This is a genomic window from Methanomethylovorans sp. PtaU1.Bin093 (assembly GCF_002067275.1).
Classification (GTDB): Archaea; Halobacteriota; Methanosarcinia; order Methanosarcinales; family Methanosarcinaceae; genus Methanomethylovorans.
This window is the reverse complement of sequence record NZ_MVQX01000038.1, coordinates 1-22968: the sequence shown is the minus strand read 5'-3', so window position 1 is coordinate 22968 and position 22968 is coordinate 1. Positions and strand designations below refer to the sequence as shown.

The window sequence follows — 22968 nt, the reverse complement described above, 5'->3', positions numbered from 1 at the left end:
AGTTTCATAGTTCGCCATTCCTTTGCTGATTATTAAAGACGCATCCCTGAAAGCATCTAAAAGCTCTTGTGGAGCTTGTTCCATATCCACTCCGATGGAACCGGAACCTGTGGTCAGGACCCTGTCGACCTTTCCATCGATCCCCAGCTCTATCACATCCTTCATTGTAACGTCAGTAAGTATGGGATTTCCCCTCACCACAAGGGTTACATGTCCCCCCAGTTTTTTTATTATGTCGAAGACAAGGGTATCAAGCAGTATCTCGCCGCAATTGTCTGCTACATATACTACATTATCCAGCATATCAAGCATCTTGGGAGTATCATCTATATCCAGTCCTCTGCTAAAATGCTGCCTGAAGGTCTCGTCGAACAAGCTGATGGGAACTTCAAGTCCCATTACCCCGAAATCAAAGAAGTTACCGATCACAGCTGCAAGTACTGCTCGTCTGAACAGTTCATTGTCCGAAGGACCACCGTCATAGACCATGGACCTTGCAATGGGAAACACTTTTTCAGCTGTCCTGTTGCATACGTCTTTCATATCTCTGTAAGGATCGCTGTCATTGAGCAGCTCATAAGCCCTCCTATGCATCGAAGTGGATACTGATGCTGCCGGAACGCCTGGTGCATACGTATCATTAAGTACCTGGATACACTCCTGCATGATCCTGTCTATAAGTATTTCATTATCAGTGGATAGTTCTGATTCATAGTGGACCCTTGAAAGCAGACAGTATGAGCATTGTGGATCGACTTTCATTAATATTTCCTGCTTAAAGCTGTCCTATAATCGGCTACATCCGAAATAAGCCTGTTGTCTGGGTAAGTGACATGTGGCTAAAAAGTTCTTTATATTAAAAGGCAGCTCAGGATAATGTTTATTGTAACATTGGCCAGAACCTGATAGTAATGAAACTTAAGATCGAACATGGAAGATATATCATACTGGGCAGTATCGATGGGATACTGGCGGTACTGGGTGTGGTTATAGGGACATCTCACGTTGCCGATGATCCTTCTATAATAATCAATGCTGCTTTCGGAGGGGCTGTGGCGCTTGCTCTTACTAATGGTGTGGGATCATACCTTGCCGAAAGTGCTGTTGAATATGGAAAACTTGCAGAGCTTGAAAAGCCCCTGCTTCGAAGTCTGGCATGTACAACTATTGAAAAGCAGACGAAACAGAAGATATGGAGTGATTCCATTTTCCACGGAGGTGCCAGTTTCCTGGGATCAATGGTTCCTATCATGCCGTTTTTACTATTAGATGAGCACATGCTGACAATATCCATTATCCTGAGCATTGCTGTGCTTTCCATCCTTGGGATGTACTCCGGAAAACTTGCAAAACAAAGTCTGATCAAGCACTCTGCCCGTATGGTGGGTCTTGGCATAGTTATTGTTGTTGCCGTAACATCTCTTGGGCTTGAACATTAAGTCTGTCGATATGCTCTACAACTTTGAGCTCAGTCGCCCTTTCACCCTTCATTTTAAATCCAATGTGTCTATATCATGTTCAACATGATCGCTATTACAGTATTACTCTTCATAATCAGCTTGTTGATGATAACCAAAGGAGCTGACTGGTTCGTGGAATCGGCCGTTTCGATCTCAGAAAAAAGCGGGATACCTAAAGTGATAGTTGGCGCTACTATTGTAAGTTTTGCCACAACATCGCCAGAGTTTGCTGTTTCTGCAACTGCAGCGCTGCTTGGTCATACTGACATGACGGTGGGAAATGCGGTTGGTTCGGTGACATGTAACATTGGCCTGATCCTGGGATCTGTCCTTGCGGTGAAGGCCGCTTCAGTAGACGTTGAAAGTTTTATACGTAAAGGCTTTTTCATGGCACTTGCAGGTATAACCCTTATTGTGGTCAGCCTGGACCAGCACATCTCAAAGACAGATGGTATCATATTGCTGATAATATTTGTTGGGTTCCTTTATTACAACTACAAGTTGCAGCGTGCCATTTTCGATGGACCTGAAAAAGTGGAAAGGGTACCATTAAATGAGATGCGCAGGGATATTGTGTATTTCCTCATAGGGGCTATCCTGGTTGTGATCGGAAGCAGGATCATGGTGAATTCGGGAATCGAACTTGCACGCATAGTGGGAATTCCTGAAATGATCATCAGTCTGACCCTGGTGGCTTTTGGTACATCTTTGCCGGAGTTCATAACCGCTATCTCTTCAACCATGAAGGGACATCAGGACCTTTCCATCGGCAATATAATCGGAGCCAATACCATGGATATCACTCTGATACTGGGCGTGTGTGCTCAGATCGCCAGCCTGGAGATCCTGGGACAGTCTACAAGTTATGATTTTCCGGCCATGTTGGTGTTCATATTCTTGCTGCTCATGTTCGGTGTGACAAAAAAACGCCTTGAACGCTGGGAGGGTGCCTTCATGGTAGTGCTGTATGGCCTGTATGTTGCCGGACTGATGATGTGGTACGCGTAAAATGGAAATGCTGCGTAGAACTCTATCGATAAATTTAAATCTTATTAGCTGAGACTCACTTGGGGATCAATATGAACATAAAATGGCTGATCGTGCAATATTGTTGATAGCTGTGGCCGCTTCAGGATGTGGCGATAAGGATACCACCACTTATGAGACCGAAGACGGACAAAAAGTGCAGGTAACAACAGGGGATGAAGAAGGCTGGTGTCCTGTGGGCACTTCATGGAAAACATCTAATCCGACAACAGGAGAGGAAGTTTCCATGGTCTATACCGGCACAAGAGAGGTCGATGGCATACAAATGTGTGTGATGGAATACACTTCCAGCAATCCTGCTGATGAGGTTGCCAGAGTTGAATACGTGTTCTCAGAAGATAGCGAAACATTCAGCTGGAAGAGCTACTATGCGAATGGTACTGTTCAGAGCGAAATGACCATGAAAGATGGTAAAATGACCATGATAGACGAAAATGGTCAGGTCACTGAATTTGATCAGTAATCTTTTTCTTTTTTCTTTTTTGCCGGATATGGTCACATATAAATAGCATAATTACTATGAGTAATAATCATGCACCTTCCCACTCCAGAAAGTATCCGGCAGAAAAGGAACGAACTCGGGCTTACTCAGAGTGAACTGGCGAAACGGGCAGGTGTCAGCCAGCCACTCATAGCCCGGATCGAAGCAGGTGATGTTGATCCACGTCTTTCTACCCTTAAACGTATTTTTGACGCATTCGATAAGAGTGAGAAAGAAAGCCATGTGGTGGCAAGGAACCTTATGAACACTAATGTTATCTCCATCAGTGCTGAAGAGCCGGTGGATGCTGCCGTTAAGATCATGGAAGAGAATGACATCTCGCAGATCCCCGTAGTGGAGAACGGAGTACCTATCGGGAGTATCTCAGAGGAGACCATTGTTCGTTCCATGGCAGAGAAAAAAGCCCTTGAAGTCTCAAAGATGAAGATACGCGATCTCATGGGCGATACTTTTCCCGTTGTCTCACCCGGGACCCATGTCAAATTGGTTTCCCATCTTCTTGAAACTACACCAGCTGTGATCGTTCTGGAAAGCGGGCAGATTGCAGGTGTTGTTACAAAACATGATCTGATGAAATTATTGCGCGGATGAAGATGTCCGCATTCATTATATATAAGGTCTACATTAAACAGGTCAAGTCTTCAATAAATAGAAAAGGATATCTTACAGCACGATCCTTTTATCCAAGATTTCAGGCGATATATATGAATTTAGAAGATACTTTGCTTATGATGCCGGGGCCTGTGCCCGTTGCACCACGGGTACTTAGAGCGATGTCAAAACCTATGATCAATCACAGGAGTAATGCGTTCTCAGACATATATGACGACTGCAGGCAGATACTCGCCGAAGTTTTCAACACCAGGAACGATATTTTTGTTCTGAGCGGATCAGGCACTGCAGCTATGGAAGCTGCTGTGGGATGCATTACAAACCCTAACGACCGTATCATAGCTCTCGAAAATGGTAAGTTCGGTGAAAGGTTCAAGAATATTGCAAAGAGGTATGGAAAGGTAGAGCCTCTTGCATATGAGTGGGGTGGTTCCGTAGATCTCGGACAGTTGGAAGAGAAGCTGGAAGAGGGAGCAAAGGCAGTCACACTGGTTCACAATGAAACGTCTACAGGTATCCTTAACCCTGCAAAAGAGGTCGGAAAACTCGCAAAAAAATACGGTGCACTCTTTATCATGGATGGTGTCACCTCTCTGGGCGGTGATCTTGTCAAGGTCGATGAATGGAATGTGGATATCGCTTTGGTCGGATCACAGAAATGCCTGGCCACACCTCCCGGACTATCCGTTGTATCTGTGAGCAAGAAAGCATTCGAAGCCATGGATGACATGGAGCGCATGCCTTATTATCTGGACCTGAAAGCTTACAAGAAAAGCAGCGAGAAAGCCCTGAGGGAAACTCCGTATACTCCTGCCATACCTCTTTTCTATGCGCTGCAGGAAGCATTGCATATAATAAAAGAAGAAGGCATGGAAGCCAGAATAAAACGTCACTGTACTGAAGCTGCTGCCGTAAGGGCTGCTATGGAGGCAATGGGGATCGAGATGTTGCCAGACCTCAATGAATACAGTCATTATTCTAATACTGTCAGTGCAATGAAGGCACCTGAAGGTGTCACTGGTAATGATATCAAAAAGGATATGCAGGCAAGGGGCATTGTGATCGCAGGCGGTCAGGACAGACTCAGCGGCAAGATCTTCAGGATAGGCAATATGGGCAATGTCCAGCCAAAAGATATCCTGCTTACAGTCGCCGAGCTTGAGATAGTGCTCAAGAAGCGTGATGTTGTTTCCAGTGTAGGACCAGGTATCGAGGCCGCAAGCGACGTACTGGACACGCTCTAAAAAGTGATCCTCATGGCTACAATAGGCATCGTTGATACCACTTTTGCACGTTTTGATATGGGAGGTGCAGCTATTGATGAGGTGAAGAGGCACGTCTCAGTAAAGATCAAAAGAGTTACCGTGCCGGGTATCAAAGATCTGCCTGTGGCAGCCAAAAGGCTTATAGAGGACAGCAAAGAGCCATGTGATCTGGTCATTGCCCTGGGTATGCCGGGAAAAATGGAAAAGGACAGGATGTGTGCTAACCAGGCCTCTATGGGCCTTATACAGGCGCAGCTCATGACCAACACTCACATCATCGAGGTGTTCGTTCACGAGGACGAGGCAAAGGATGAAAGAGAACTTGCCTTTCTTATGGAGCAGCGGTCAAGGGAACATGCGGTCAATGCGGTTAAGCTGCTGTTCAGACCTGAATCCCTGATCAGGGAAGCAGGAACTGGTCAAAGGCAGGGTTTTGAAGATGTCGGGCCTGCACGCATGTAAAAAAAAATAATTTCAACATATATGAATTGTTAAAACACAAGTAAAGGTGAATATCACATGACCATAAATCTTGGATTTGTCATTGCAGAATTCAACAGGGACCTTACCTATCAGATGGAACTGCTGGGTGAAGAACATGCTAAGTTCCTGGGAGCCACTGTCAAGGAAAAAATACTGGTTCCCGGTGTGTACGATATGCCGCTTGCCATAAAGAAGCTTTGTAAGAGGGAAGACATAGATGCCATCGTTACCATTGGTTCTGTCATAGAAGGAGCTACCAAGCACGATGAGATAGTTGTCCAGCATGCTGCGAGGAAGATCACTGATCTTTCCCTGGAATATGAAAAACCTGTCACTCTTGGGATTGCGGGTCCTGGCATGTCAAGACTTGAGGCCCATGAACGTGTGGACTATGCTAAGCGTGCAGTAGAGGCAGCAGTCAAATTAGTAAGACGCCTTTGAAAAACATAATTATCCGAGGGCTGCCTATGGTTTCCACAAGACTTGCAAGGATGCAGGAATCTGCTACTATCAAAGCTGCCAACAGGGCCAGTGAGATGCTGAAACAGGGAATAGATGTCATTAATTTTAATCTAGGAGAACCTGATTTCGATACTCCTAAACATATATGTGATGCTGCCGCCGATGCTATGTACAGGGGGGAAACACATTACACTCCTGCACCCGGTATCCCTGAACTGAGGGAAGCCATAGCCGAGAAGCTCAGAGTTGAGAATGGCCTGGAAACAAAAGCATCGAGTGTGCTCGTTACCCCGGGAGCAAAACAGGCCATATTCTCTATAATGCTGTCAGTGCTTGGCGATGGAGAGGAAGCCATCCTTTTTGATCCTGCCTGGGTCTCCTATGAAGCATGTATCCATTTCGCAGGAGCAGAACCGGTATGGGTGCCCACTGACCCGGAGAACGGTTTTGAACCATACGATATTGGTGAATACATCACTGATAAGACAAGGCTGATCGTAGTAAACAGTCCCTGTAATCCCACAGGCGGAGTATACGATAAAAAGACCCTGAGATCTATTGCAGATCACGCTATTGATCACGACCTGCTTGTGCTTTCCGATGAGATCTATGAAAAGATAATCTATGAAAAAGACCATATAAGCATCGGTTCTATGGATGGGATGCAGGACCGGACCATTACCGTTAATGGATTTTCCAAAGCTTACGCCATGACCGGCTGGAGGCTTGGGTATGTATCTGCTGCACCGGATATTTTTAAAGGCCTTCTTAAGATACAGTCAAATTCCGTAAGTGGTGCCACCACTTTTGTCCAGTTTGGAGGGGTAGCTGCATTGGAGGGACCCCAGAAGCCTGTATACGATATGGTAAAGGAGTTCCATGTAAGAAGGGATATCCTTGTGGAAGGTTTGAATTCGATTGGTCTTCGATGCCATAAACCAGAGGGTGCCTTTTATGTGTTCGCAGATGTGAGCGAATTCGGAGATGGTGACCAGGTGACGGACCAGCTTCTCAACGAGGCACATGTATCAGTGACCCAGGGTTCATCTTTCGGGAACAGCGGGAACAATTTTATAAGACTCTCCTATGCCACGTCCCAGCAACGCATCCACGAAGGGCTGGAGCGGATCGATGATATTCTTGGCTGATCCTCAGCCACATTTTTCCAATATTTTCTTAACGATCTTTGCGCTGCTGCACAGAGCACACTGTTCTGCTTTTCCTATTCTTGCAACACGGGCACAGGACCCTCTTTTGTGCAGCTCGCTCTTAAGTTCGTTCTCATCAAAGTGCTGATCATAACCCAAAGCAATGATATCAGGTTTTATTTCCATTATAGGCGCAAAAATATCTTCTTCACTTCCAAGGATCGCTTTATCTACCATCTTGAGGGCATTGATCATCTCTACCCTCTGATCTTCAGGTATCACTGGTTTAGGCTTATGTCTGATCATGGAATCCCTTGCAACGATAACATATAGCTCATCTCCCAATGCCTTGCATTCTTTCAGGTATGTCAGATGCCCTGGATGTAACAGGTCAAAAGTCCCGGTTGCTAAGACCCTTATCACTCATATCACCTGGAATTGTATGAGGTAGAGGCACACTACCTTTAATAATCTTATGCAGCAATTCAAATCCCTTTTCAACTATATTTTGCAGAAGACATGCCGGAACTCAAGAAACGTGTTATCTTTGATCGCTTTAGCAGTGCTGCCAGGAAGAATATTATGTATAGAGGATAAGGTTTATCCATTGTAGAGAGGAGCATGGATGATGATATTCATTCCCTGTCCATAATGTGGAAAACGATCAATGAAGTTGATATGTCAATGGAAGTTAATGCATATTAATGCATAATATCTGTTAATTTTAATTACCGTATGTAATATATAGTTGTTCTAACTAATTATGTTCGAATTGCAAAGGTAGGTATCATGGTCAACAAATCTATCAGTGAGATCAATGACAGGATCAAAGATGGAAGCGTCAGTGTAGTGACTGCTGAAGAAATGGTCGGGATCGTGGCAGAGCTTGGCGCAGAAGGAGCCGCTAAGGAAGTAGATATAGTAACGACAGGTACTTTTGGTGCCATGTGTTCCTCCGGTGTTTTTCTTAACTTTGGTCATTCGGAACCTCCTATAAAAATGCAGAAAATATGGCTCAATGATGTTGAAGCATATACTGGTGTAGCGGCAGTGGATGCCTATATTGGAGCCACACAGGTGTCAGAGACACTTGGAATGGAATACGGTGGGGCTCATGTAATAGAAGACCTTATCAGAGGCAATGCGATCGATGTACATGCTATTTCTCCGGGGACGGATTGTTATCCCAGGAAGATCCTTGATACGACGATCGACATCAATGACCTGAACCAGGCAATTATGCTCAATCCTCGTAACGCATATCAAAAATATAACGCAGCTACTAACAGTACTTCCCAGAAACTGTACACCTATATGGGCTCACTGATGCCCAATTTCGGCAATGTGACATATTCAGGTGCAGGAGTATTATCACCTCTTTCCAATGACCCGGAATACAGGACCATTGGTACAGGCACGCGTATTTTCCTCGGAGGAGCACAGGGATATATAGTGGGCCAGGGTACTCAGCATTCCTCGAAGAGCGGTTTTGGTACACTGATGGTCCAGGGCGATCTTAAGGAAATGGACACGGAATTCATACGCGCCTCCACTTTCACAGGATATGGCGTATCTCTGTATGTGGGAATGGGGATCCCTATACCTGTGCTTGATGAAAAAGTTGCGCTGGCCACTGCAGTCTCTGATGCTGACATAATTACCAAGGTTATAGATTACGGGATACCCAGCCGTGACAGGCCGGTTGTCAGACAGGTAACATATGAAGAGCTGAGGTCTGGTTCTATTGATATCAAAGGACGTGAGGTTGTAACTTCTTCACTTTCAAGTTTCAAGCGTTCCAGACAGATAGCCGGTCTCCTTAAAGACTGGATCGCTCATGGAGAGTTCTTCCTATCACAACCTGCAGAGAAATTGCCTTCGGATACTGTTTCCAGACCAATGAAGCAAACAAGGGGAACACCCATGGTAAAAGACATTATGAGCAAGAATGTGATCACTATCCATAAAAACGCCAGTGTGTATGAAGCTGCCAAAAAGGTCATGGATGCTTCTTTCAACCATTTGCCTGTAGTTACAGAGAACAACACTCTGGTGGGCATAGTGACGGCATGGGATATTTCAAAAGCTGTTGCGCAGAACACATTCGACCTTGTGGAGAATATCATGACCAAAAAGGTCATCACTGCTATGGATAGCGAGCAGGTGACCATTGCAGCCAGAAGGCTTGAGCAGCATAGAGTATCGGCAATGCCTGTGGTGGATGAGCAAAATCATGTCATAGGCATAATTACCAGCGATGATATCAGTATGCTTTTTGCCAGGAGGAACTGAAATGAAAATAAGGATCATCATAGATCAGGACATTGTTACCAGACCGATATTGGCTGAGGCTATACTGGAGACAGGCATTCCTCTTAACATCGCACAGGCACATTTCGATTCAGCAGCAGGCGAGATCATTGCCGATATAAAGGATACTGAATACAGAATGATCAAGAATGCCCTGGTCTCAAGAGGAGCTGAAGTACTTAAACTTGACACACCCATTAACTGGGACGAGGAAGAATGTGTGGAGTGCGGTGCCTGTATCTCAGTATGCCCGACAAAGGTATTTTCCATGGATATGGAATGGAATCTGAAAGTGGACAATACAAAATGTATCCAGTGCGGCACATGTATAGAAATGTGTCCACATGATGCGCTTTCCCTGGATGTATGAATTTTAAGGAAAAGATCATCTTAAAGGTCAGAAATGAGAGAACATTTCCAGCTTAAAGAAACGATAGTTACTATTGTAGCAGACAAGGAGTCACATATATCAAAGGCAAAAGAATCGATCCGTCACAATCGTAAGGTTCTGGAGAGGTTCATTGCCTTTGACCCATTTTTCAGGTCAACCCTGGAGCCATATGATTGCCCTGAAAATGCACCGGAAGTAGTGAAAAGAATGATAGTTGCAGGGAACTCCATGGGCATCGGTCCCATGAGCGCTGTTGCAGGTACGATCGCAGCAATGGCAGTGGAATCTATGGTGGATGCAGGAGCTACTTTTGCCATTGTTGATAATGGAGGGGATATCGCACTCATCAACGACAGGCCTGTTATCATAGGTGTCTATGCAGGCACTTCTCCTGTGAAGGATCTGGGTTTCAGGGTAACAGTGCATGACCATATCACAGGGATCTGTACATCTTCAGGCACTGTGGGTCCATCCATTAGTTTCGGGATGGCAGATGCCGCTATAGTTTTCTCGGATGATGTTTCGCTGGCCGATGCTGCAGCCACAGCACTGGGGAATGCAACATGCGTAGGAAAAGATGCCGTTGAAAAGGCCTTTGATGCTGTGAAACATGTTGCTGGTATAAAAGGAGCGGCAGTGATACAGGGAGAATATATAGGGATGTGGGGTCACATCCCGGAAATGATCAGAGCTGATATTGACTACGATTGTATCACCAAAGGTTGATCTCACGTCTGAACAGTGGCTAAGTAGACCTCCTCGTAAGGTTGTATCACCACAAAACCTTCGCCTGTAAAGGCCATCTGGAGGCTTTCTCCGCTTGACCTGCCAACCAATGTCTTCAGGGATATGTCTGTGCGCAGGTCGGGTTGCAGATTACCTGACCATGCAACAGTGGCGTTAGGGTCTGTGAATACAGGTCTGTCTTTTGTGACCTGCAGTGTGAGCGGATCGTAATGCGTGGTGATGGCAACCATGCCTTTCCCTTCAAGCAGCACATTGAAAAGGCCGCCTGACATGAACCCTGCTATCCTTTTCATCATTTTGATGTCCCACTGGACGGTTTCCTCAAAAGCCAGCAGGTCGTTCCCATTAACATAAATGGATTGCCCATCCAGTTCCAGTATGGTAACTTTTTTTCCGGTATCTGCCAGGTAGAGCTTGCCTTTCCCTTCTGCTTTTGTAAGGCTTAGTCCCTCTCCTGTAACAGCTTTCTTCACAAGTTTTCCAAGGCCGTGTTCCAGAACACCTTCCCTTGTGAACCTGATGTCCCCATTGTAGGCAACCATAGTACCTTTCTTTATCCACACTCTGCCATCGAGATTCACTTCAAGCAGGCGATCGCGTTCCAGTTCGAACTTACCTTGTCCGAGGTCTCTCTGTCCTGTGTTCTCCACAAATTGTTTTATTGAATAGCGTCCCATATATCACACCGTATATCAATTTTTCATATTACTATTAATATGTTCTGATTAATATGTTATGGTAAGTGATATGTATTGGCTCTATGCTGAACACTAATTTCATATAGGGATAAGATAATAGATTACGCTATAAATAATATGGAGTGGTGAATAATGGTTAAAGTCACACTGGTTACTGCCCAATGGTGTCATTTTTGTCCGACAGCAAAGAAACTCTGGAGAGAGCTCAAAGAAAAATTCGATTTCGAATATGCAGAGGTAGATTATGACTCTCCGGAAGGCGAAAAGCTTGTAGCGGAGTTTTCCATAGTTTCTGTTCCCACGACCATAATCGATGATAAGATCGTTTTTGTGGGAGTGCCCGACAAAAATCAGGCCAGTAAGACCCTGGAAAAACCAGTTTAATTGAAGATCGGGTTATTGACATGTATGACCTGATCATAATAGGGGGAGGACCTGCCGGGCTTACCGCAGGAATATATGCGGTCAGATACGGTATGGACACTGTGGTGCTTGAGAAGAACGTACTGCCCGGGCAGATAGCAGCAACGGATATGGTAGAGAACTATACTGGCTTCACAGCCATCTCCGGACCTGAACTCATGCAGCGGTTCAAAGAACATGCAGAGACCGTAGGAGTAAAGATCGAGTCCGCAGAGGTATCTTCGATCATCTCTGAGGATGGCAAGAAGGTGGTAGTGACAGATAGTGGTACCCTTGAATCAAAAACTGTTATCATTGCTACAGGTGCCAACCCAAAGAAACTGGGCATCCCTGGTGAGAAGGAGTTTATGGGTAAAGGTGTTTCATATTGTGCTACATGTGATGCACCGTTCTACAAAGGAAAGACCGTTATTGTGGTCGGAGGTGGAGAGTCTGCACTTACTGATGCACTTATCCTTTCCAATGTGGTGAAAAAAGTATACATTATACACAGAAGGGACAAGCTGCGCGCATCCAGAATACTACAGGAAAGAGTATCCAGAAAGCCTAATATTGAGATCGTGTGGGACACTGTTCCTGAAGAGATACAGGGAAAGACAGGTGTTGAGAACGTAATTCTACGGAACCTCAAGACCAGAGACGTATATACGCTGCAAGTAGACGGTGTTTTTGTCTATATTGGCATTCGTCCCGGTACAGAGTTCATAGACGTAAAAAAGAATAGTTCAGGTTTCATATTGACAAATGAAAAACTGGAAACCTCTATACCAGGTATCTATGCAGCTGGCGACTGCAGGGACACCTCTATCTGGCAGGTGGTCACTGCAGTTGCAGATGGTGCAGTGGCTGCGGTGTCCGCACATGAGTACATCATGGAGCTTGATGAACAATAGGTTTTTACAAATTGAATAACGTAAGGAGAATTGAGATGAACTGCAAAATAAACCCGGATGGTACATCCTGCCTGCAGATATGTGAAGATTCGACAGCTGATGATCTCCAACCCATAGCAGAGGCCATACATGCTTTGCTTGGCATACCGGTTACCATTAGAAGCCTCAACAATCGTGGGATCCGTATGGAAAGAGGTGAAATAGTGGATAGGGATTATACGGGGCCTGTATTGGAGGACGTTCTAAGGACCAACAAGATCATTCACGTAGTGCCCACAGAAGGGCCTTACAAAGGAAAAGCAGTTGTTGTGGCGCCCATACGTACTTCAGCGGGGAGTGTAATAGGTGCTGTGGGTGTGGTGGACCTGGTTGCTGCTCTTGACATATTATCTATGTTCAAGGAATATCCTGGCATCGTTGATGAGGTAGAGGAATCTAAAAAGAAGCTGCGTTAATACCTGCAGCTCTGTCATATCCTTTTTATCTGCTGGTGCTTTATGAACTTTAGAATAACAATGGCTACTATAGAGATCGCAATAGACGTAAGTATGACAAGTATCAGATTTCCTGCATCTGCAAACTTCATCATCTCATAGAACAGAAAGGCACATATAGCAAATCCAGCGATCAAGACTCCAATGACCTTAGAGGTAAAAAGGGGTTCCTGTGTTTTTTCCATATACTTTTGACAATCCTTTATCCCTTTTAAGCTTTATGTTCTAATTCGTTCATTCCATGTCCAGTATATCTATCCCAGACTCAAGAAGTACTTTGTTCAGTTTGAACAAAGGCAATCCTACAACATTGAAGTAGTCGCCTTCTATCCTTTCTACAATTATAGCTCCCTTCCCCTGTATTGCAAAGGCTCCTGCCTTGTCAATGGGTTCTGCGGTCCTTACATAAGCTTCGATCTCAGCATCAGACATTTTTTTGATCGTAATATCCGTAGTTTCCGAAACACTGGTCTGACGGTCAGCATCTATATCAATTACCGTTAAACCAGTGACCACATGCACTTTTTTACCGCTGATCAGTTTGAGCGTTTCCCGGGCTTTATCTTCAGTATGCGGTTTCCCAAGTATTTCCCCATTGCAGAGTACTACAGTATCAGCTCCGATCACTATCCCATGATCTGTCACTGAAGCTACTTCTTTTGCCTTTTCTCTGGAATTATGTATGACAAATTCAAGAGGGTTCATCCCCTGCTGCAGCTTTTCATGATAAGGGCTCTCTACGACTTTAAAGTTGTCACCCATCAATTGCCTGAGCAATTCTTTTCTGCGAGGAGATGCAGAAGCAAGTATGATCTGTCGCATAATGTTAAGTCCTAAGCATAGTTTAAATCAATGCTGGTATGCCAGCTTAAGTGGATTTTACTGCTCAGCACATTTTCAATAGATATGGAGTTAAATCTTGTATCTCATAACAATAGTTGTAGTAGGAGAGGAGGAAGCAGAATGATGGATATAAAAATTAAAGAAGCATACGATACTCTTAAGGAAGTAATAGTTGATGTCTCTGGAGTAGTACATTCACTTTCTCAATGGAAAGAAAGACAGTTAATTGACAGGTACCGAGAAGGACTTGGTGCTATCAATCTTATTTGTCTGATGATAAAAGCAGAAGATGATGTGGCGCAGAGATTCGGAAAGAATATCAGTCTGACCATAGAAGATCGAAGAAAAATTGTTAAAAATATTGTCAGTTTGAGTAATGATTTGAATGTTATTATCGAGTCAGATTCTATGCGTTCGATTTTAGGTAAATATCCGCAATTAGCCGAGAGGGTTTACTTGAAGATGTATGGGGAGCGCGAGGACTATGGTCCGGCAGAAATTTGGTCGGATGAGAAAGAGTTCCTTTTTTGGATAAGAACTATCCCTTCTTACATAGAGGATGTGGTTAAAGAATTAGATAGTGTCTTTAAATAGGAAACAGCTGAAGGATCTCTACAAAGCCGCTAATTCAGATATTTTCGATGTATTTATATAGAGACTGTGTTCCATGCTTAATTAAGCATTTCATGGAAGTATTGAAGTTTCCGGGGACAGTTCCCAGGCTTTGATATTTTTATTGATGGAAGTCAGGAGTAAGAGCGGTGAATAAGCAGACTCTGATCTGCTGTTGTTCGTGTAATGGGTGATGTAAATGCAAATCCAGTTAAGCAGGATAATTTATTTTGGGATGCTATTGTGCTTCTTGATGATGACTCCCGGCATAGTTTCAGCTGAATCCATAGGCGTATATGGTAGTGAAGGTACATGGGCCCTGTGGAATACCATTAATGGTTCGGCAGACATTGTGGGGTTCGGCTGGGCAGGCACTGAACCGATAACAGGTGATTGGGATGCTGATGGGGTTACTGAGCTGGGCATCTACAACGCTGCTGGAAATAATTTCCTGGTCCAGGCTGATCCAGGCTTTGATCTCATAGGCCTCGGGTGGCCGGGCGCTACGCCAGTTACAGGTGACTGGAATGGCGATGGTGCTGAGGAGGTGGGAGTATACGACAACGAAGGTACCTGGGCTCTGTGGAACACCAGTACTGGTTCTGCAGACATTGTGGGGTTCGGCTGGGCAGGCACTGAACCGATAACAGGAGATTGGGATGGTGATGGAGTAACTAATCTTGGCATCTACAACACTCAAGGTAATAATTTCCATATCCCGAATGATCCGGGAGTTGATGTCATTGGGTTAGGGTGGCCTGATGTTACTCCTGTGGTCGGGGATTGGAATGGCGATGGTAAAGATGAAGTGGGTGTGTATGATAACAAAGGTACCTGGGCTCTATGGAATGCCATTAATGGTTCGGCAGATATTGTGGGATTCGGCTGGGAAGGCACTGAGCCGATAACAGGAGATTGGGACCTGGATGGGTCTACCGAGTTGGCAATATATAATACCGAAGGTAACAATTTCCTTCTCCAGAACAATTCCGGATTTGATGTAGTGGGACTTGGGTGGAACGGTGTGGCTCACGTTGTTGGAGTCTGGAATGCCGACCATGCGTGGATCGGCAGTGTTGCTCATTATTCAAGGCTGCTGGACAATGATCTTGATGAGATATCCTTGGCTATGAACAAGGCCGATCATAATTCTTTATCCATGATCGGACAACAAATTATAGACGATACTCACAAAGCACTGGAGGATAACAGCAGATATTCTGTATCTCCCATGTTCCAAGAAGCACAGTCAGAATGGGTGCTCTGTCTTACTGACCTGAACTATGTGGGACAATACACAATACTAATCGCAAACGACCTTAAAGCTGGCATTGATGATCCCCAAAATACTGAAAAGTGGTTATCTTATTCAAATTCCGCTATCTATCATATGAACAGAGCAGTCGAGTTAGTTAACAATGCAAAGATGGAATAAGGGATATTATGCACTATATCCCAATTCCTTAGCTTTATCATAACATACTTGTGCTTCATCGGTCCTGCCAAGCTTATCAAGCATGGTGCCTTTGTTATACCACGCATATGCAAACTGAGGATCAAGTTCTATAGCTTTATCCAGTGCTTCGATGGCTTCTTCGTATCTACCCAGATCATTAAGGGCCCCAGCCTTGGTATGCCATGCATTTGCATCTTCGGGATCGATCTCTGTGGTTCTATTGTATGCTTGTAATGCTTCTTCATATCGGCCCAGATAAGAATATGCAATGCCTTTGTTATACCATGCATATACGTTCTGTGGATCAATTTCCGTGGCTTTATCATATGCTCCCAGTGCTTCTTCAGCTCTGCCTGCAACAAAAAGGTCAACACCTTTATTATTCCATTCGGTCGAGTTAAGTGGTCCTTCAGAAACAACTTCTTCCGCTCCTGGAGTAATATTCCCAGTGTCCTTTTCACTGCAACCTGCACAGAACATCGCAATAATGACCAAACCCAGGATAATAGATCTTTTAATTTGCACAGTGTTCATCTCCTGTATTCAAAAACATCCTTAAAAAAATGCCTTTTTTGTCTTGGCTATCATGCATGTATTATTCCTGCCTGCGTATATACATTGTTGGATGGCGGTCAGACAGGTATCAATAGAAGTGTATATCCAGTATACAAATGACAGATTTGGCTATTTGCACATCAATTATAGTTGTGAACCATTTGTTTGAAACTCATAGTTTGCCATCGCTATCTATTAAATACGATTCTTTACATGCATAAGTTACAAACCATGAGTGTTTAACTATATTAGAAATTATAAACATATCATCCGTTTTTCACATCAGCTTATTGAACTGAGGTGCCTTATCAAAAAAGAAGTGTAAGCATGTTCTCTCACGCAAAGTAAATACGCTCTGACTTATTTTGGCATAATTACTTTTTCTTTTGTCCGCAAGAACATGAACATATGCTGCGTCCAGCTTCTCCCTTCTCAGTTTTCTTCAATTCAGCTTTCTTTTGCTCTTTCAGTGCCATTAAATTCACCTCCATGTTCTATCCGTTCCTGAAAAATGAGTTCATTGTGGGAAGGTGTTTTTCCCTCCCACTTAGTAACCGTGTTCAGATCCTAGCTATACACATTTACTTTCTCTTTGATGAACCACTAGATGGGTATGTGTGGTAAAGCGGCTCTGCCTGTTCCGGCTTCTTGGATCCTACCTTCTTCTGCTCTTTTACTACCATTTATCTCACCTCCGTTTTTTTGTCCATTCCATTGAATAGCATTTCAGTGGCCTAACAGGAGTCGGAGTGTGTATTCAAGGGGGATATGTTAAGCCACCAAAATGTTAGCAAATTCCACTATATTAATTAAAATATATTAATATTTGCTTTCTAATGAACTGTTAAATGACAGAAAATTGAGCACTATAAAAAAGATACCATTTCATGGGTGGATCGGGTGGCGGTACTTGGAACTTAATTGGCTAATGATTAGAGAGAAGACTATTGTGAAAGAAAGGGAGTAAAAAACCGTAACATCCTGGGACTATCTAAACCGCTTCTATGGACTCGGCGGGATTCGAACCCGCGGCCTTTACGTTGCGAACGTAACGATCTTCCCCTGATCTACGAGCCCGAAATGCAAAAAAAATAAAAAAAGAGGGTCTTAGACTGGTCTGCCCACTTCTGTAACCTGTACGCTTTCGACACCAGGAACAGCAGCAAAGGCAGATTCTACCTGTTCTGTGCCGCCTTCGATGTCTCCTACCATTATGACCATGACAAGGGCCTTCAGACCAAAAGCAACGGGTTCGATCCTCGAACCAAAGAACTTTGCTCCTTCGGGGATCACGGCTTCAAGTTTGCTCTTAAGCTCGTTGAGATCGGTTTCCACACTTTCCGGCATTACCCTAATAGTTGCTGCTACATCACCCATTGTTACACCTCATGGACCTACAAAACCGCATTTTGGGCAGGTGTAAGGGTTGCTCTGCTGCCTGCAGCTCATGCATCTTCCTATCTCTGCACCGCAGACGGGGCATGGGAACCGGGCAAAACCACGTTCCTCTAAGTTAACACCGCATGAAGTACAGTTTGTGACCTTGTTTACCATTCGATTTCTCCTTCCAGTATTTATAATAAAGATAATACACTAAGTTCATCAGAGATGATTTGTGTACATAATCAGTATACAATTTAAATATTCCCCTTGATAAGAGTGCCTCTTACAGCTTTCTGCTCAAGAGCGGCAAGCACTCTTTCAGGGTATTTACCATTGACGACCATGCAATCTCTTCCATCCTTTATAAGCAATTCCGGCAGCATCCTGTCCACGCAGCTTTCACCCATTTTTTGCAGTTCTGCCGCACCCACGACTGTCACGGTCTTTCCGTTCATACGCACCCCGTCCACATCAGTGACTTTGACCATTCTTGCTTCCAGTATCGATGCCACCCATGCAGCAATGCAGTCAGATGTCACATCCCAGGAATATGGCAAAGGATCACATTTCCGTAGTAGTCTGTAAGGCATGAGGATCGAAATTCCCGGAACCAGTTCTTCCAGATTGTCTGTGGTACTGATCCCACTTTTGTCGGCAAGGTAATATGCATATTGTTCCATTCCAAGGATAGCCATCCAGTGAGCTGCTTCATCACTAATGCCTTTATCTTTATGGATGTCTCTTACAGCATCTGCAAAAACACCGCCTCCGGGAACTACCAGCACCGTGGGGACAGGTGTGCTTCTGCTCTCCAGATGCTTCTGCAAATGAATGAGCATTTCAGGAGCGGTTTCCATAAGACTTCCACCCACTTTAATGACGGTGCAACTTCTTGCAATGATGCTCATATTGTTCTCTTGTTACCGGAGTTATGGTTTTGTCTCTACCATCCAGGCAGCAGCATAGGCAGGAAATACGTTGGATATATCTTTTCCCCACTTGTCAGCCACAGAAATGCATTCCATCCCAAGTCTTTCCGCGGCTTCAATGATCATGAATTCCCCAATGCCTGCAGCAGCTATCCTGCGTATACCATGTTTCACAGATACTACGGATATCGCCTCAGCAAGTAAATTGATCTGCTTTTCCTTAACCTGATGTGCGATATCCATTATGTCAGCCTCTGATATCTCTTCCATGTCCGCACACACAAGCCTTGCGAGTCTTCTCATGGTCTCAAGCCTGCTTTTTCCAGCCCCATCTGCAGTGGTACAGGTATATGTTTCCGGCATGATATCTCCGAGCAGCAAATAAACATCACCGGTTGTAGTGAAGAGTTCCGAGGAGACCCTGCAAGTTCCCAGTTTCATTTCCACCTTGTCAATAAGGGTAGCAACATTGGTACGCAATGCGCCCATATAGACCAGTTCACTTGCAAGCAGCCTCTCAAAATCGGTAGTTGATGCCACATGTTTCGCATTTACTATGGGGATTATATCACTTGTAGTGCTTCCCACGTCCACGAAGATGCAATCGCCTATCTCTTCACCGATCAATCGTGAAGATGCTGCCCAGTTTGCAGCTGCAAGCTCTCTCAGGTCATCATTGTTCTTATGGATATCTCCGTTAGTGCCAATATAATCAACATCACATGCAAATGCATCTTCCACTGCTTTCATTATAAATTTCAGTCCATGCAATTTATCCTCAAAGCAATCGGCAAGTTCGCCTGTTATCACCACTCCAACCTTATCGGGCTTGAGCCTTTTTGATATATCCTTTAGTGTTTGGGGAAGAGTAGTATCTTTCCACAGTGGCAGGTAGTGAAGTTCTACTATAGTTCCATCAGATGTGGCTATTTTTGTATTTGCCCCTCCTATGTCAATACCAAGGTATCTCATTTGAAATCCTCCTTGGTAAAGGAACATTCTGCGGCTATCCCCACAGACCCGGGCAATCCTCCCAGTCTGTTCTTTAGCAGCAGATCAGCTATTTCAACATCCATCACCTTACATATTCCGTAGATCGAAGTGGTCGGTCTGGGATTGACATCTACTATGTAAGGCGTTCCGTCATATACTATGTCAACTCCTGTGTAGCCCCTGCATCCTAATATTCTTGAAGCTGCCACAGCTGTTCTGAACAGTTCTTCTTTGTACGGAGGTGAAAAAAACACTGTGTTACCTTTATATTCAACACGAAGTCCGGCTGGGTCCTTAATATCCATAAATTCTATCAGCTGCTTGTTAACGCATAATGGTAATGTTCTCTCTCCTGCTATAAGGCTCACACTCAGGTGTTCTCCCTTTATGAATTCTGTTGCAATGGACCCCGGGGGTATTTCAGTGTTCGTAGTAAGATATGTATCTTCAGAGGCACATCCGAATCTGGGTTTTACAACACATTCAATGCCATGTGTGTCTTCAAGGATGCGGGGAGCAGCTATATTGTTCCGCAGAAGCTCTTTGGTGCACTTTACTTTATCTGCACACAAATCAATTGCTTCAGGTGTGGAACCGAGATTAAGTGTATTATCCTCTATACACGAAGTAAGTTCAGCCAGGATCTCATCTGGTCCTATTACAAGTCCAGCATCGCTTTTTTTGGCTTCTTCTTCTATGATCTTCCTGAAATTCTCTTCATTTGCGATAATGGCATTTCCTTCAGGTAATAGAGGACCAGAGGTCAGATATGTGACTTCATGTCCAAGCCTTGCGAAACTGCTGACAAGGGTTTTGAGCATTGATCTGCCTTCAAGAAGGAAAGTGCCACCCATGCCTGTACCCATTGCATATTCTGCAAGTAATATCTTCATGAAGGATGCAAATTGTTTTATCAGATATATTACTAACGAGCAGGAAAGAACAATAGTATAATTATTCAATAATCAATAAATACTATCATTCACATCTTGGCTATCCAAGGGATGAATATGGGAATATTATCTGAAAATCCATTCGCACAGGCCATAGCAATATCCACTTCCATGGCACTGTTCATGATAGGTGTTGCCATGGGAATTATGGCAATGCTCAGTACAAAGTCCACGCCTCTTCCTTTTGCGGTGATGTTGCTGATATTTGCTGTCATATTCATTGCAGCCTCTGTGTTTTTTGAGGATAGGGGTGCTGATCATGCAGGTTCACTTATAGGCGGGGGTATAGCTGCTTTTGCTGTGACCTTCGCTGTGACAGCCTTTTTTACAGGTCTGTCTTTCGCTTTCAAAGGTGGTATAGCGGGCATCGGTTGGGAAAGAATGGTATCAGCTTTGGCTATATGTATGATCGCAAGCATGCTCATAATAAAGGCCGTGAAGCATAAGATGCACGGACAATATCTCTGAATCCTGCACTTCTCTTTTTCTATATTTCTATTACCACAAGCTATTTATAGAACCTCAAACAATCATAAGCATTGCAGACACATGACCTTACACTGATTGAAGAGGAATGTAAAGATGGATGAAGGTTTGGGAAATACTAAAGAAATGACATCCAGGTACAGTGAGAATGATGTGATGGATGATGTGTCAGTCACAAATGGCGCGCCATCTTTGGAGGAGCAACTTTGCATGAAGGACGAAGAGATAGCACAGTTAAAGGACAGGCTCTTACGTCTGACCGCAGAGTTCGATAACTTCAGGAAACGCACTGTACGGGAGAAAGAAGAGTTCCGCAAATTTGCTTCAGAAGAACTTCTTCTTGAACTTATTGAAGTTTATGATAACTTCGAGCGTGCCTTGGAATCTGCCAAGAACACAGATGATGTCGGCTCTGTAGTGAAGGGTGTGGAAATGGTCTTCAAGCAGTTCGTTTCCATCCTGGAGAAGGAAGGCCTCCAAAAAATGGAGTGCATAGGTGCAGAATTCGATCCTCATGAACACGAGGCGATGCTGCATGTGGAACATCCTGATCACGATGATAATACCATTATAGATGTGTGTAAACCGGGATTCTATCTTCATTCCCGAGTGCTCAGACCTGCTGCAGTGACCGTATCAAAACTTCCGGAAGGATCAGTAGCAGATAAGGATAAAGATCGTAGCTAAAACTGCATCTTTTACGTGACGACTATACGAACAAAGTCATAAAAATATAATTACAACATAACTATCTTATAAGGACCTGAGAGGTAATAATATGGCAAAGATATTGGGTATTGACCTTGGAACTACAAATTCCTGTATGGCTGTTATCGAAGGTGGAGAGCCAACCGTCATCCCGAATGCAGAAGGAGGCAGGACAACACCTTCTGTAGTAGGCTTTTCCAAGAAGGGTGAGAAACTTGTGGGACAGGTTGCCAAGAGGCAGATGATCACAAATGCAGATAATACTGTCTATTCCATAAAAAGGCACATGGGGGAGGCCGGGTATAAGGTAACCCTCAGCGGAAAGGATTATACTCCGCAGGAAATATCTGCCATGATCCTGCGTAAAATGAAGGAAGATGCCGAGGCATATCTGGGAGAGACCATCACACAGGCTGTCATCACAGTTCCCGCTTATTTCAATGATGCACAGAGACAGGCTACTAAAGACGCAGGTGCCATTGCAGGTCTGGAAGTAATGAGGATCATCAATGAACCTACTGCGGCAGCCCTTGCCTATGGTCTTGATAAAGAAGCTGAAGATCACAAGATCCTTATCTACGACCTCGGAGGCGGTACCTTTGATGTATCCATCCTGGAGCTTGGAGGAGGGGTATTTGAGGTACTTTCGACCAGCGGAGATACTCATCTTGGCGGTGATGACTTTGACCAGAGGATAGTGGACTATCTTGTTGAACAGTTCAGGAAAAATGAAGGAATCGATCTATCCAAGGACAGGGCAGCGTTGCAGCGTCTGAGGGATGCAGCTGAGAAGGCGAAGATCGAGCTTTCCGGCATACCTTCCACCAACATCAACCTGCCGTTCATCACTGCAGATGCCAATGGGCAGCCAAAGCATATTGATATCGACCTTACAAGGGCACAGTTCGAGAAGATGACCGCTGATCTGCTTGATAAGACCCTGGTGTCTGTCAATCAGGCAATGAAGGATGCAAAGCTCACAGCAAAGGACATCGATAGAGTGCTTCTTGTAGGAGGCTCCACAAGGATGCCGGCAGTCACTGAGCTTATCAAAAAGGTGACAGGTAAGGACCCATACAAGAACATCAACCCGGATGAGGCCGTTGCAATGGGTG

30 protein-coding genes and 1 tRNA gene are annotated in these 22968 nt (G+C 44.4%); 19 read left to right on the top strand and 12 right to left on the bottom strand.

Going from position 1 to position 22968, the window contains the following annotated elements:
• On the bottom strand, window positions 1-762 hold a 762-nt coding region (locus tag A4E24_RS04150), incomplete at its 3' end, for a DUF89 domain-containing protein (RefSeq protein ID WP_292351942.1).
• A 149-nt stretch (window positions 763-911) separates the two neighbouring features.
• Between A4E24_RS04150 and A4E24_RS04145 the strand changes: the two genes are divergently transcribed.
• The 8 genes from A4E24_RS04145 to A4E24_RS04110 all read left to right on the top strand — a co-directional run bounded on the left by A4E24_RS04145 (window position 912) and on the right by A4E24_RS04110 (window position 6979).
• Window positions 912-1439, top strand: a complete 528-nt coding sequence (locus A4E24_RS04145; protein WP_292351940.1) for a VIT1/CCC1 transporter family protein — start codon at window positions 912-914, stop codon at window positions 1437-1439.
• A 75-nt stretch (window positions 1440-1514) separates the two neighbouring features.
• A complete protein-coding gene (locus A4E24_RS04140) occupies window positions 1515-2468 on the top strand; it encodes a calcium/sodium antiporter (protein ID WP_342765374.1) in 954 nt (317 codons plus the stop codon).
• An 82-nt stretch (window positions 2469-2550) separates the two neighbouring features.
• On the top strand, window positions 2551-2970 hold the full coding sequence (locus tag A4E24_RS04135; protein ID WP_292351938.1) for a membrane-binding protein: 420 nt from the start codon (window positions 2551-2553) through the stop codon (window positions 2968-2970).
• A 69-nt stretch (window positions 2971-3039) separates the two neighbouring features.
• On the top strand, window positions 3040-3600 hold the full coding sequence (locus A4E24_RS04130; protein ID WP_292351936.1) for a CBS domain-containing protein: 561 nt from the start codon (window positions 3040-3042) through the stop codon (window positions 3598-3600).
• Between the two features lie 113 nt (window positions 3601-3713).
• On the top strand, window positions 3714-4865 hold the full coding sequence (locus tag A4E24_RS04125; RefSeq protein ID WP_292351934.1) for an alanine--glyoxylate aminotransferase family protein: 1152 nt from the start codon (window positions 3714-3716) through the stop codon (window positions 4863-4865).
• Between the two features lie 12 nt (window positions 4866-4877).
• Complete coding sequence (ribC, locus tag A4E24_RS04120) at window positions 4878-5348, top strand: riboflavin synthase (protein WP_292351932.1); 471 nt, start codon at window positions 4878-4880, stop codon at window positions 5346-5348.
• A gap of 57 nt (window positions 5349-5405) precedes the next feature.
• Window positions 5406-5810 carry a 6,7-dimethyl-8-ribityllumazine synthase gene (ribH, locus tag A4E24_RS04115; protein WP_292351930.1) on the top strand — a complete coding sequence of 135 codons (405 nt, stop codon included), beginning with the start codon at window positions 5406-5408 and terminating at the stop codon, window positions 5808-5810.
• A 26-nt stretch (window positions 5811-5836) separates the two neighbouring features.
• Window positions 5837-6979 carry a pyridoxal phosphate-dependent aminotransferase gene (locus tag A4E24_RS04110; RefSeq protein ID WP_292351928.1) on the top strand — a complete coding sequence of 381 codons (1143 nt, stop codon included), beginning with the start codon at window positions 5837-5839 and terminating at the stop codon, window positions 6977-6979.
• A gap of 3 nt (window positions 6980-6982) precedes the next feature.
• On the opposite strand, the gene A4E24_RS04105 is transcribed toward A4E24_RS04110, so the two are convergent.
• Entirely contained in the window at window positions 6983-7402 is a 420-nt protein-coding gene (locus A4E24_RS04105; RefSeq protein ID WP_292351926.1) for an FAD synthase, read from the bottom strand.
• 366 nt (window positions 7403-7768) lie between these two features.
• On the opposite strand from A4E24_RS04105, the gene A4E24_RS04100 reads away from it, so the two are divergent.
• The 3 genes from A4E24_RS04100 to A4E24_RS04090 are packed head-to-tail and all read left to right on the top strand — an operon-like array spanning window position 7769 to window position 10406.
• Window positions 7769-9271: a homocysteine biosynthesis protein gene (locus A4E24_RS04100; protein ID WP_292351924.1), complete on the top strand. Its 1503-nt coding sequence runs from the start codon at window positions 7769-7771 to the stop codon at window positions 9269-9271.
• Between the two features lies 1 nt (window position 9272).
• Window positions 9273-9659: a 4Fe-4S binding protein gene (locus tag A4E24_RS04095; RefSeq protein WP_292351922.1), complete on the top strand. Its 387-nt coding sequence runs from the start codon at window positions 9273-9275 to the stop codon at window positions 9657-9659.
• A gap of 33 nt (window positions 9660-9692) precedes the next feature.
• The gene (locus A4E24_RS04090; RefSeq protein WP_292351919.1) at window positions 9693-10406 is read left to right on the top strand and encodes a UPF0280 family protein; all 714 of its coding nucleotides are present in this window, start codon (window positions 9693-9695) and stop codon (window positions 10404-10406) included.
• A gap of 2 nt (window positions 10407-10408) precedes the next feature.
• On the opposite strand, the gene A4E24_RS04085 is transcribed toward A4E24_RS04090, so the two are convergent.
• Entirely contained in the window at window positions 10409-11104 is a 696-nt protein-coding gene (locus A4E24_RS04085; RefSeq protein WP_292351917.1) for an AIM24 family protein, read from the bottom strand.
• A gap of 153 nt (window positions 11105-11257) precedes the next feature.
• Between A4E24_RS04085 and A4E24_RS04080 the strand changes: the two genes are divergently transcribed.
• From A4E24_RS04080 to A4E24_RS04070, 3 genes are read left to right on the top strand one after another with little or no spacing between them, the layout of a single operon-like run.
• A complete protein-coding gene (locus tag A4E24_RS04080) occupies window positions 11258-11509 on the top strand; it encodes a thioredoxin family protein (RefSeq protein WP_292351915.1) in 252 nt (83 codons plus the stop codon).
• 20 nt (window positions 11510-11529) lie between these two features.
• Window positions 11530-12441 carry a thioredoxin-disulfide reductase gene (gene trxB / locus A4E24_RS04075; RefSeq protein WP_292351913.1) on the top strand — a complete coding sequence of 304 codons (912 nt, stop codon included), beginning with the start codon at window positions 11530-11532 and terminating at the stop codon, window positions 12439-12441.
• A 35-nt stretch (window positions 12442-12476) separates the two neighbouring features.
• Window positions 12477-12896, top strand: a complete 420-nt coding sequence (locus tag A4E24_RS04070; RefSeq protein WP_292351911.1) for a DUF2111 domain-containing protein — start codon at window positions 12477-12479, stop codon at window positions 12894-12896.
• A gap of 14 nt (window positions 12897-12910) precedes the next feature.
• Here A4E24_RS04070 and A4E24_RS04065 read toward each other — a convergent pair whose 3' ends face one another.
• Together A4E24_RS04065 and A4E24_RS04060 are read right to left on the bottom strand one after the other, a co-directional pair.
• Window positions 12911-13120, bottom strand: coding sequence for a hypothetical protein (locus A4E24_RS04065; protein WP_292351909.1), 210 nt, complete (start codon window positions 13118-13120; stop codon window positions 12911-12913).
• Window positions 13121-13169: 49 nt separating this feature from the next.
• Window positions 13170-13757 carry a Maf family nucleotide pyrophosphatase gene (locus A4E24_RS04060; RefSeq protein ID WP_292351907.1) on the bottom strand — a complete coding sequence of 196 codons (588 nt, stop codon included), beginning with the start codon at window positions 13755-13757 and terminating at the stop codon, window positions 13170-13172.
• A gap of 141 nt (window positions 13758-13898) precedes the next feature.
• On the opposite strand from A4E24_RS04060, the gene A4E24_RS04055 reads away from it, so the two are divergent.
• Window positions 13899-14372, top strand: a complete 474-nt coding sequence (locus A4E24_RS04055) for a hypothetical protein (RefSeq protein WP_292351905.1) — start codon at window positions 13899-13901, stop codon at window positions 14370-14372.
• A gap of 217 nt (window positions 14373-14589) precedes the next feature.
• On the top strand, window positions 14590-15825 hold the full coding sequence (locus tag A4E24_RS04050) for a hypothetical protein (protein ID WP_292351903.1): 1236 nt from the start codon (window positions 14590-14592) through the stop codon (window positions 15823-15825).
• Window positions 15826-15831: 6 nt separating this feature from the next.
• On the opposite strand, the gene A4E24_RS04045 is transcribed toward A4E24_RS04050, so the two are convergent.
• The 7 genes from A4E24_RS04045 to A4E24_RS04015 all read right to left on the bottom strand — a co-directional run bounded on the left by A4E24_RS04045 (window position 15832) and on the right by A4E24_RS04015 (window position 20599).
• Window positions 15832-16380, bottom strand: coding sequence for a tetratricopeptide repeat protein (locus A4E24_RS04045; RefSeq protein ID WP_292351901.1), 549 nt, complete (start codon window positions 16378-16380; stop codon window positions 15832-15834).
• Window positions 16381-17406: 1026 nt separating this feature from the next.
• A tRNA-Ala gene (locus A4E24_RS04040) sits at window positions 17407-17478 on the bottom strand.
• A 30-nt stretch (window positions 17479-17508) separates the two neighbouring features.
• Window positions 17509-17778: an elongation factor 1-beta gene (locus tag A4E24_RS04035; protein ID WP_292351899.1), complete on the bottom strand. Its 270-nt coding sequence runs from the start codon at window positions 17776-17778 to the stop codon at window positions 17509-17511.
• Window positions 17779-17787: 9 nt separating this feature from the next.
• Window positions 17788-17955: an HVO_2753 family zinc finger protein gene (locus A4E24_RS04030; RefSeq protein ID WP_292351897.1), complete on the bottom strand. Its 168-nt coding sequence runs from the start codon at window positions 17953-17955 to the stop codon at window positions 17788-17790.
• An 83-nt stretch (window positions 17956-18038) separates the two neighbouring features.
• Complete coding sequence (locus A4E24_RS04025; protein WP_292351895.1) at window positions 18039-18692, bottom strand: amino acid kinase; 654 nt, start codon at window positions 18690-18692, stop codon at window positions 18039-18041.
• A 21-nt stretch (window positions 18693-18713) separates the two neighbouring features.
• Complete coding sequence (locus A4E24_RS04020; protein WP_292351893.1) at window positions 18714-19685, bottom strand: hydantoinase/oxoprolinase family protein; 972 nt, start codon at window positions 19683-19685, stop codon at window positions 18714-18716.
• The gene (locus A4E24_RS04015) at window positions 19682-20599 is read right to left on the bottom strand and encodes an ATP-grasp domain-containing protein (RefSeq protein WP_292351891.1); all 918 of its coding nucleotides are present in this window, start codon (window positions 20597-20599) and stop codon (window positions 19682-19684) included. Before A4E24_RS04015 ends, A4E24_RS04020 begins: the two co-directional genes overlap by 4 nt.
• A 117-nt stretch (window positions 20600-20716) precedes the next feature.
• On the opposite strand from A4E24_RS04015, the gene A4E24_RS04010 reads away from it, so the two are divergent.
• From A4E24_RS04010 to A4E24_RS04000, 3 genes are all read left to right on the top strand, one after another.
• Window positions 20717-21127 carry a heat-shock protein gene (locus A4E24_RS04010; protein ID WP_292351889.1) on the top strand — a complete coding sequence of 137 codons (411 nt, stop codon included), beginning with the start codon at window positions 20717-20719 and terminating at the stop codon, window positions 21125-21127.
• A gap of 114 nt (window positions 21128-21241) precedes the next feature.
• Complete coding sequence (grpE, locus tag A4E24_RS04005; protein ID WP_292351887.1) at window positions 21242-21832, top strand: nucleotide exchange factor GrpE; 591 nt, start codon at window positions 21242-21244, stop codon at window positions 21830-21832.
• A gap of 91 nt (window positions 21833-21923) precedes the next feature.
• Window positions 21924-22968 (top strand): Hsp70 family protein (locus tag A4E24_RS04000; protein WP_292351885.1); only part of this gene is annotated, 1045 nt, incomplete at its 3' end.

Bases quoted from the DNA above. Each gene is read 5' to 3' on its own strand.
- A4E24_RS04145 (WP_292351940.1), top strand. From the start codon at position 912: ATGAAACTTAAGATCGAACATGGAAGATATATCATACTGGGCAGTATC.
- A4E24_RS04140 (WP_342765374.1), top strand. From the start codon at position 1,515: ATGTTCAACATGATCGCTATTACAGTATTACTCTTCATAATCAGCTTG.
- A4E24_RS04135 (WP_292351938.1), top strand. From the start codon at position 2,551: ATGGCTGATCGTGCAATATTGTTGATAGCTGTGGCCGCTTCAGGATGT.
- A4E24_RS04130 (WP_292351936.1), top strand. From the start codon at position 3,040: ATGCACCTTCCCACTCCAGAAAGTATCCGGCAGAAAAGGAACGAACTC.
- A4E24_RS04125 (WP_292351934.1), top strand. From the start codon at position 3,714: ATGAATTTAGAAGATACTTTGCTTATGATGCCGGGGCCTGTGCCCGTT.
- ribC (WP_292351932.1), top strand. From the start codon at position 4,878: ATGGCTACAATAGGCATCGTTGATACCACTTTTGCACGTTTTGATATG.
- ribH (WP_292351930.1), top strand. From the start codon at position 5,406: ATGACCATAAATCTTGGATTTGTCATTGCAGAATTCAACAGGGACCTT.
- A4E24_RS04110 (WP_292351928.1), top strand. From the start codon at position 5,837: ATGGTTTCCACAAGACTTGCAAGGATGCAGGAATCTGCTACTATCAAA.
- A4E24_RS04100 (WP_292351924.1), top strand. From the start codon at position 7,769: ATGGTCAACAAATCTATCAGTGAGATCAATGACAGGATCAAAGATGGA.
- A4E24_RS04095 (WP_292351922.1), top strand. From the start codon at position 9,273: ATGAAAATAAGGATCATCATAGATCAGGACATTGTTACCAGACCGATA.
- A4E24_RS04090 (WP_292351919.1), top strand. From the start codon at position 9,693: ATGAGAGAACATTTCCAGCTTAAAGAAACGATAGTTACTATTGTAGCA.
- A4E24_RS04085 (WP_292351917.1), bottom strand. From the start codon at position 11,104: ATGGGACGCTATTCAATAAAACAATTTGTGGAGAACACAGGACAGAGA.
- A4E24_RS04080 (WP_292351915.1), top strand. From the start codon at position 11,258: ATGGTTAAAGTCACACTGGTTACTGCCCAATGGTGTCATTTTTGTCCG.
- trxB (WP_292351913.1), top strand. From the start codon at position 11,530: ATGTATGACCTGATCATAATAGGGGGAGGACCTGCCGGGCTTACCGCA.
- A4E24_RS04070 (WP_292351911.1), top strand. From the start codon at position 12,477: ATGAACTGCAAAATAAACCCGGATGGTACATCCTGCCTGCAGATATGT.
- A4E24_RS04065 (WP_292351909.1), bottom strand. From the start codon at position 13,120: ATGGAAAAAACACAGGAACCCCTTTTTACCTCTAAGGTCATTGGAGTC.
- A4E24_RS04060 (WP_292351907.1), bottom strand. From the start codon at position 13,757: ATGCGACAGATCATACTTGCTTCTGCATCTCCTCGCAGAAAAGAATTG.
- A4E24_RS04055 (WP_292351905.1), top strand. From the start codon at position 13,899: ATGATGGATATAAAAATTAAAGAAGCATACGATACTCTTAAGGAAGTA.
- A4E24_RS04050 (WP_292351903.1), top strand. From the start codon at position 14,590: ATGCAAATCCAGTTAAGCAGGATAATTTATTTTGGGATGCTATTGTGC.
- A4E24_RS04045 (WP_292351901.1), bottom strand. From the start codon at position 16,380: ATGAACACTGTGCAAATTAAAAGATCTATTATCCTGGGTTTGGTCATT.
- A4E24_RS04035 (WP_292351899.1), bottom strand. From the start codon at position 17,778: ATGGGTGATGTAGCAGCAACTATTAGGGTAATGCCGGAAAGTGTGGAA.
- A4E24_RS04030 (WP_292351897.1), bottom strand. From the start codon at position 17,955: ATGGTAAACAAGGTCACAAACTGTACTTCATGCGGTGTTAACTTAGAG.
- A4E24_RS04025 (WP_292351895.1), bottom strand. From the start codon at position 18,692: ATGAGCATCATTGCAAGAAGTTGCACCGTCATTAAAGTGGGTGGAAGT.
- A4E24_RS04020 (WP_292351893.1), bottom strand. From the start codon at position 19,685: ATGAGATACCTTGGTATTGACATAGGAGGGGCAAATACAAAAATAGCC.
- A4E24_RS04015 (WP_292351891.1), bottom strand. From the start codon at position 20,599: ATGAAGATATTACTTGCAGAATATGCAATGGGTACAGGCATGGGTGGC.
- A4E24_RS04010 (WP_292351889.1), top strand. From the start codon at position 20,717: ATGGGAATATTATCTGAAAATCCATTCGCACAGGCCATAGCAATATCC.
- grpE (WP_292351887.1), top strand. From the start codon at position 21,242: ATGGATGAAGGTTTGGGAAATACTAAAGAAATGACATCCAGGTACAGT.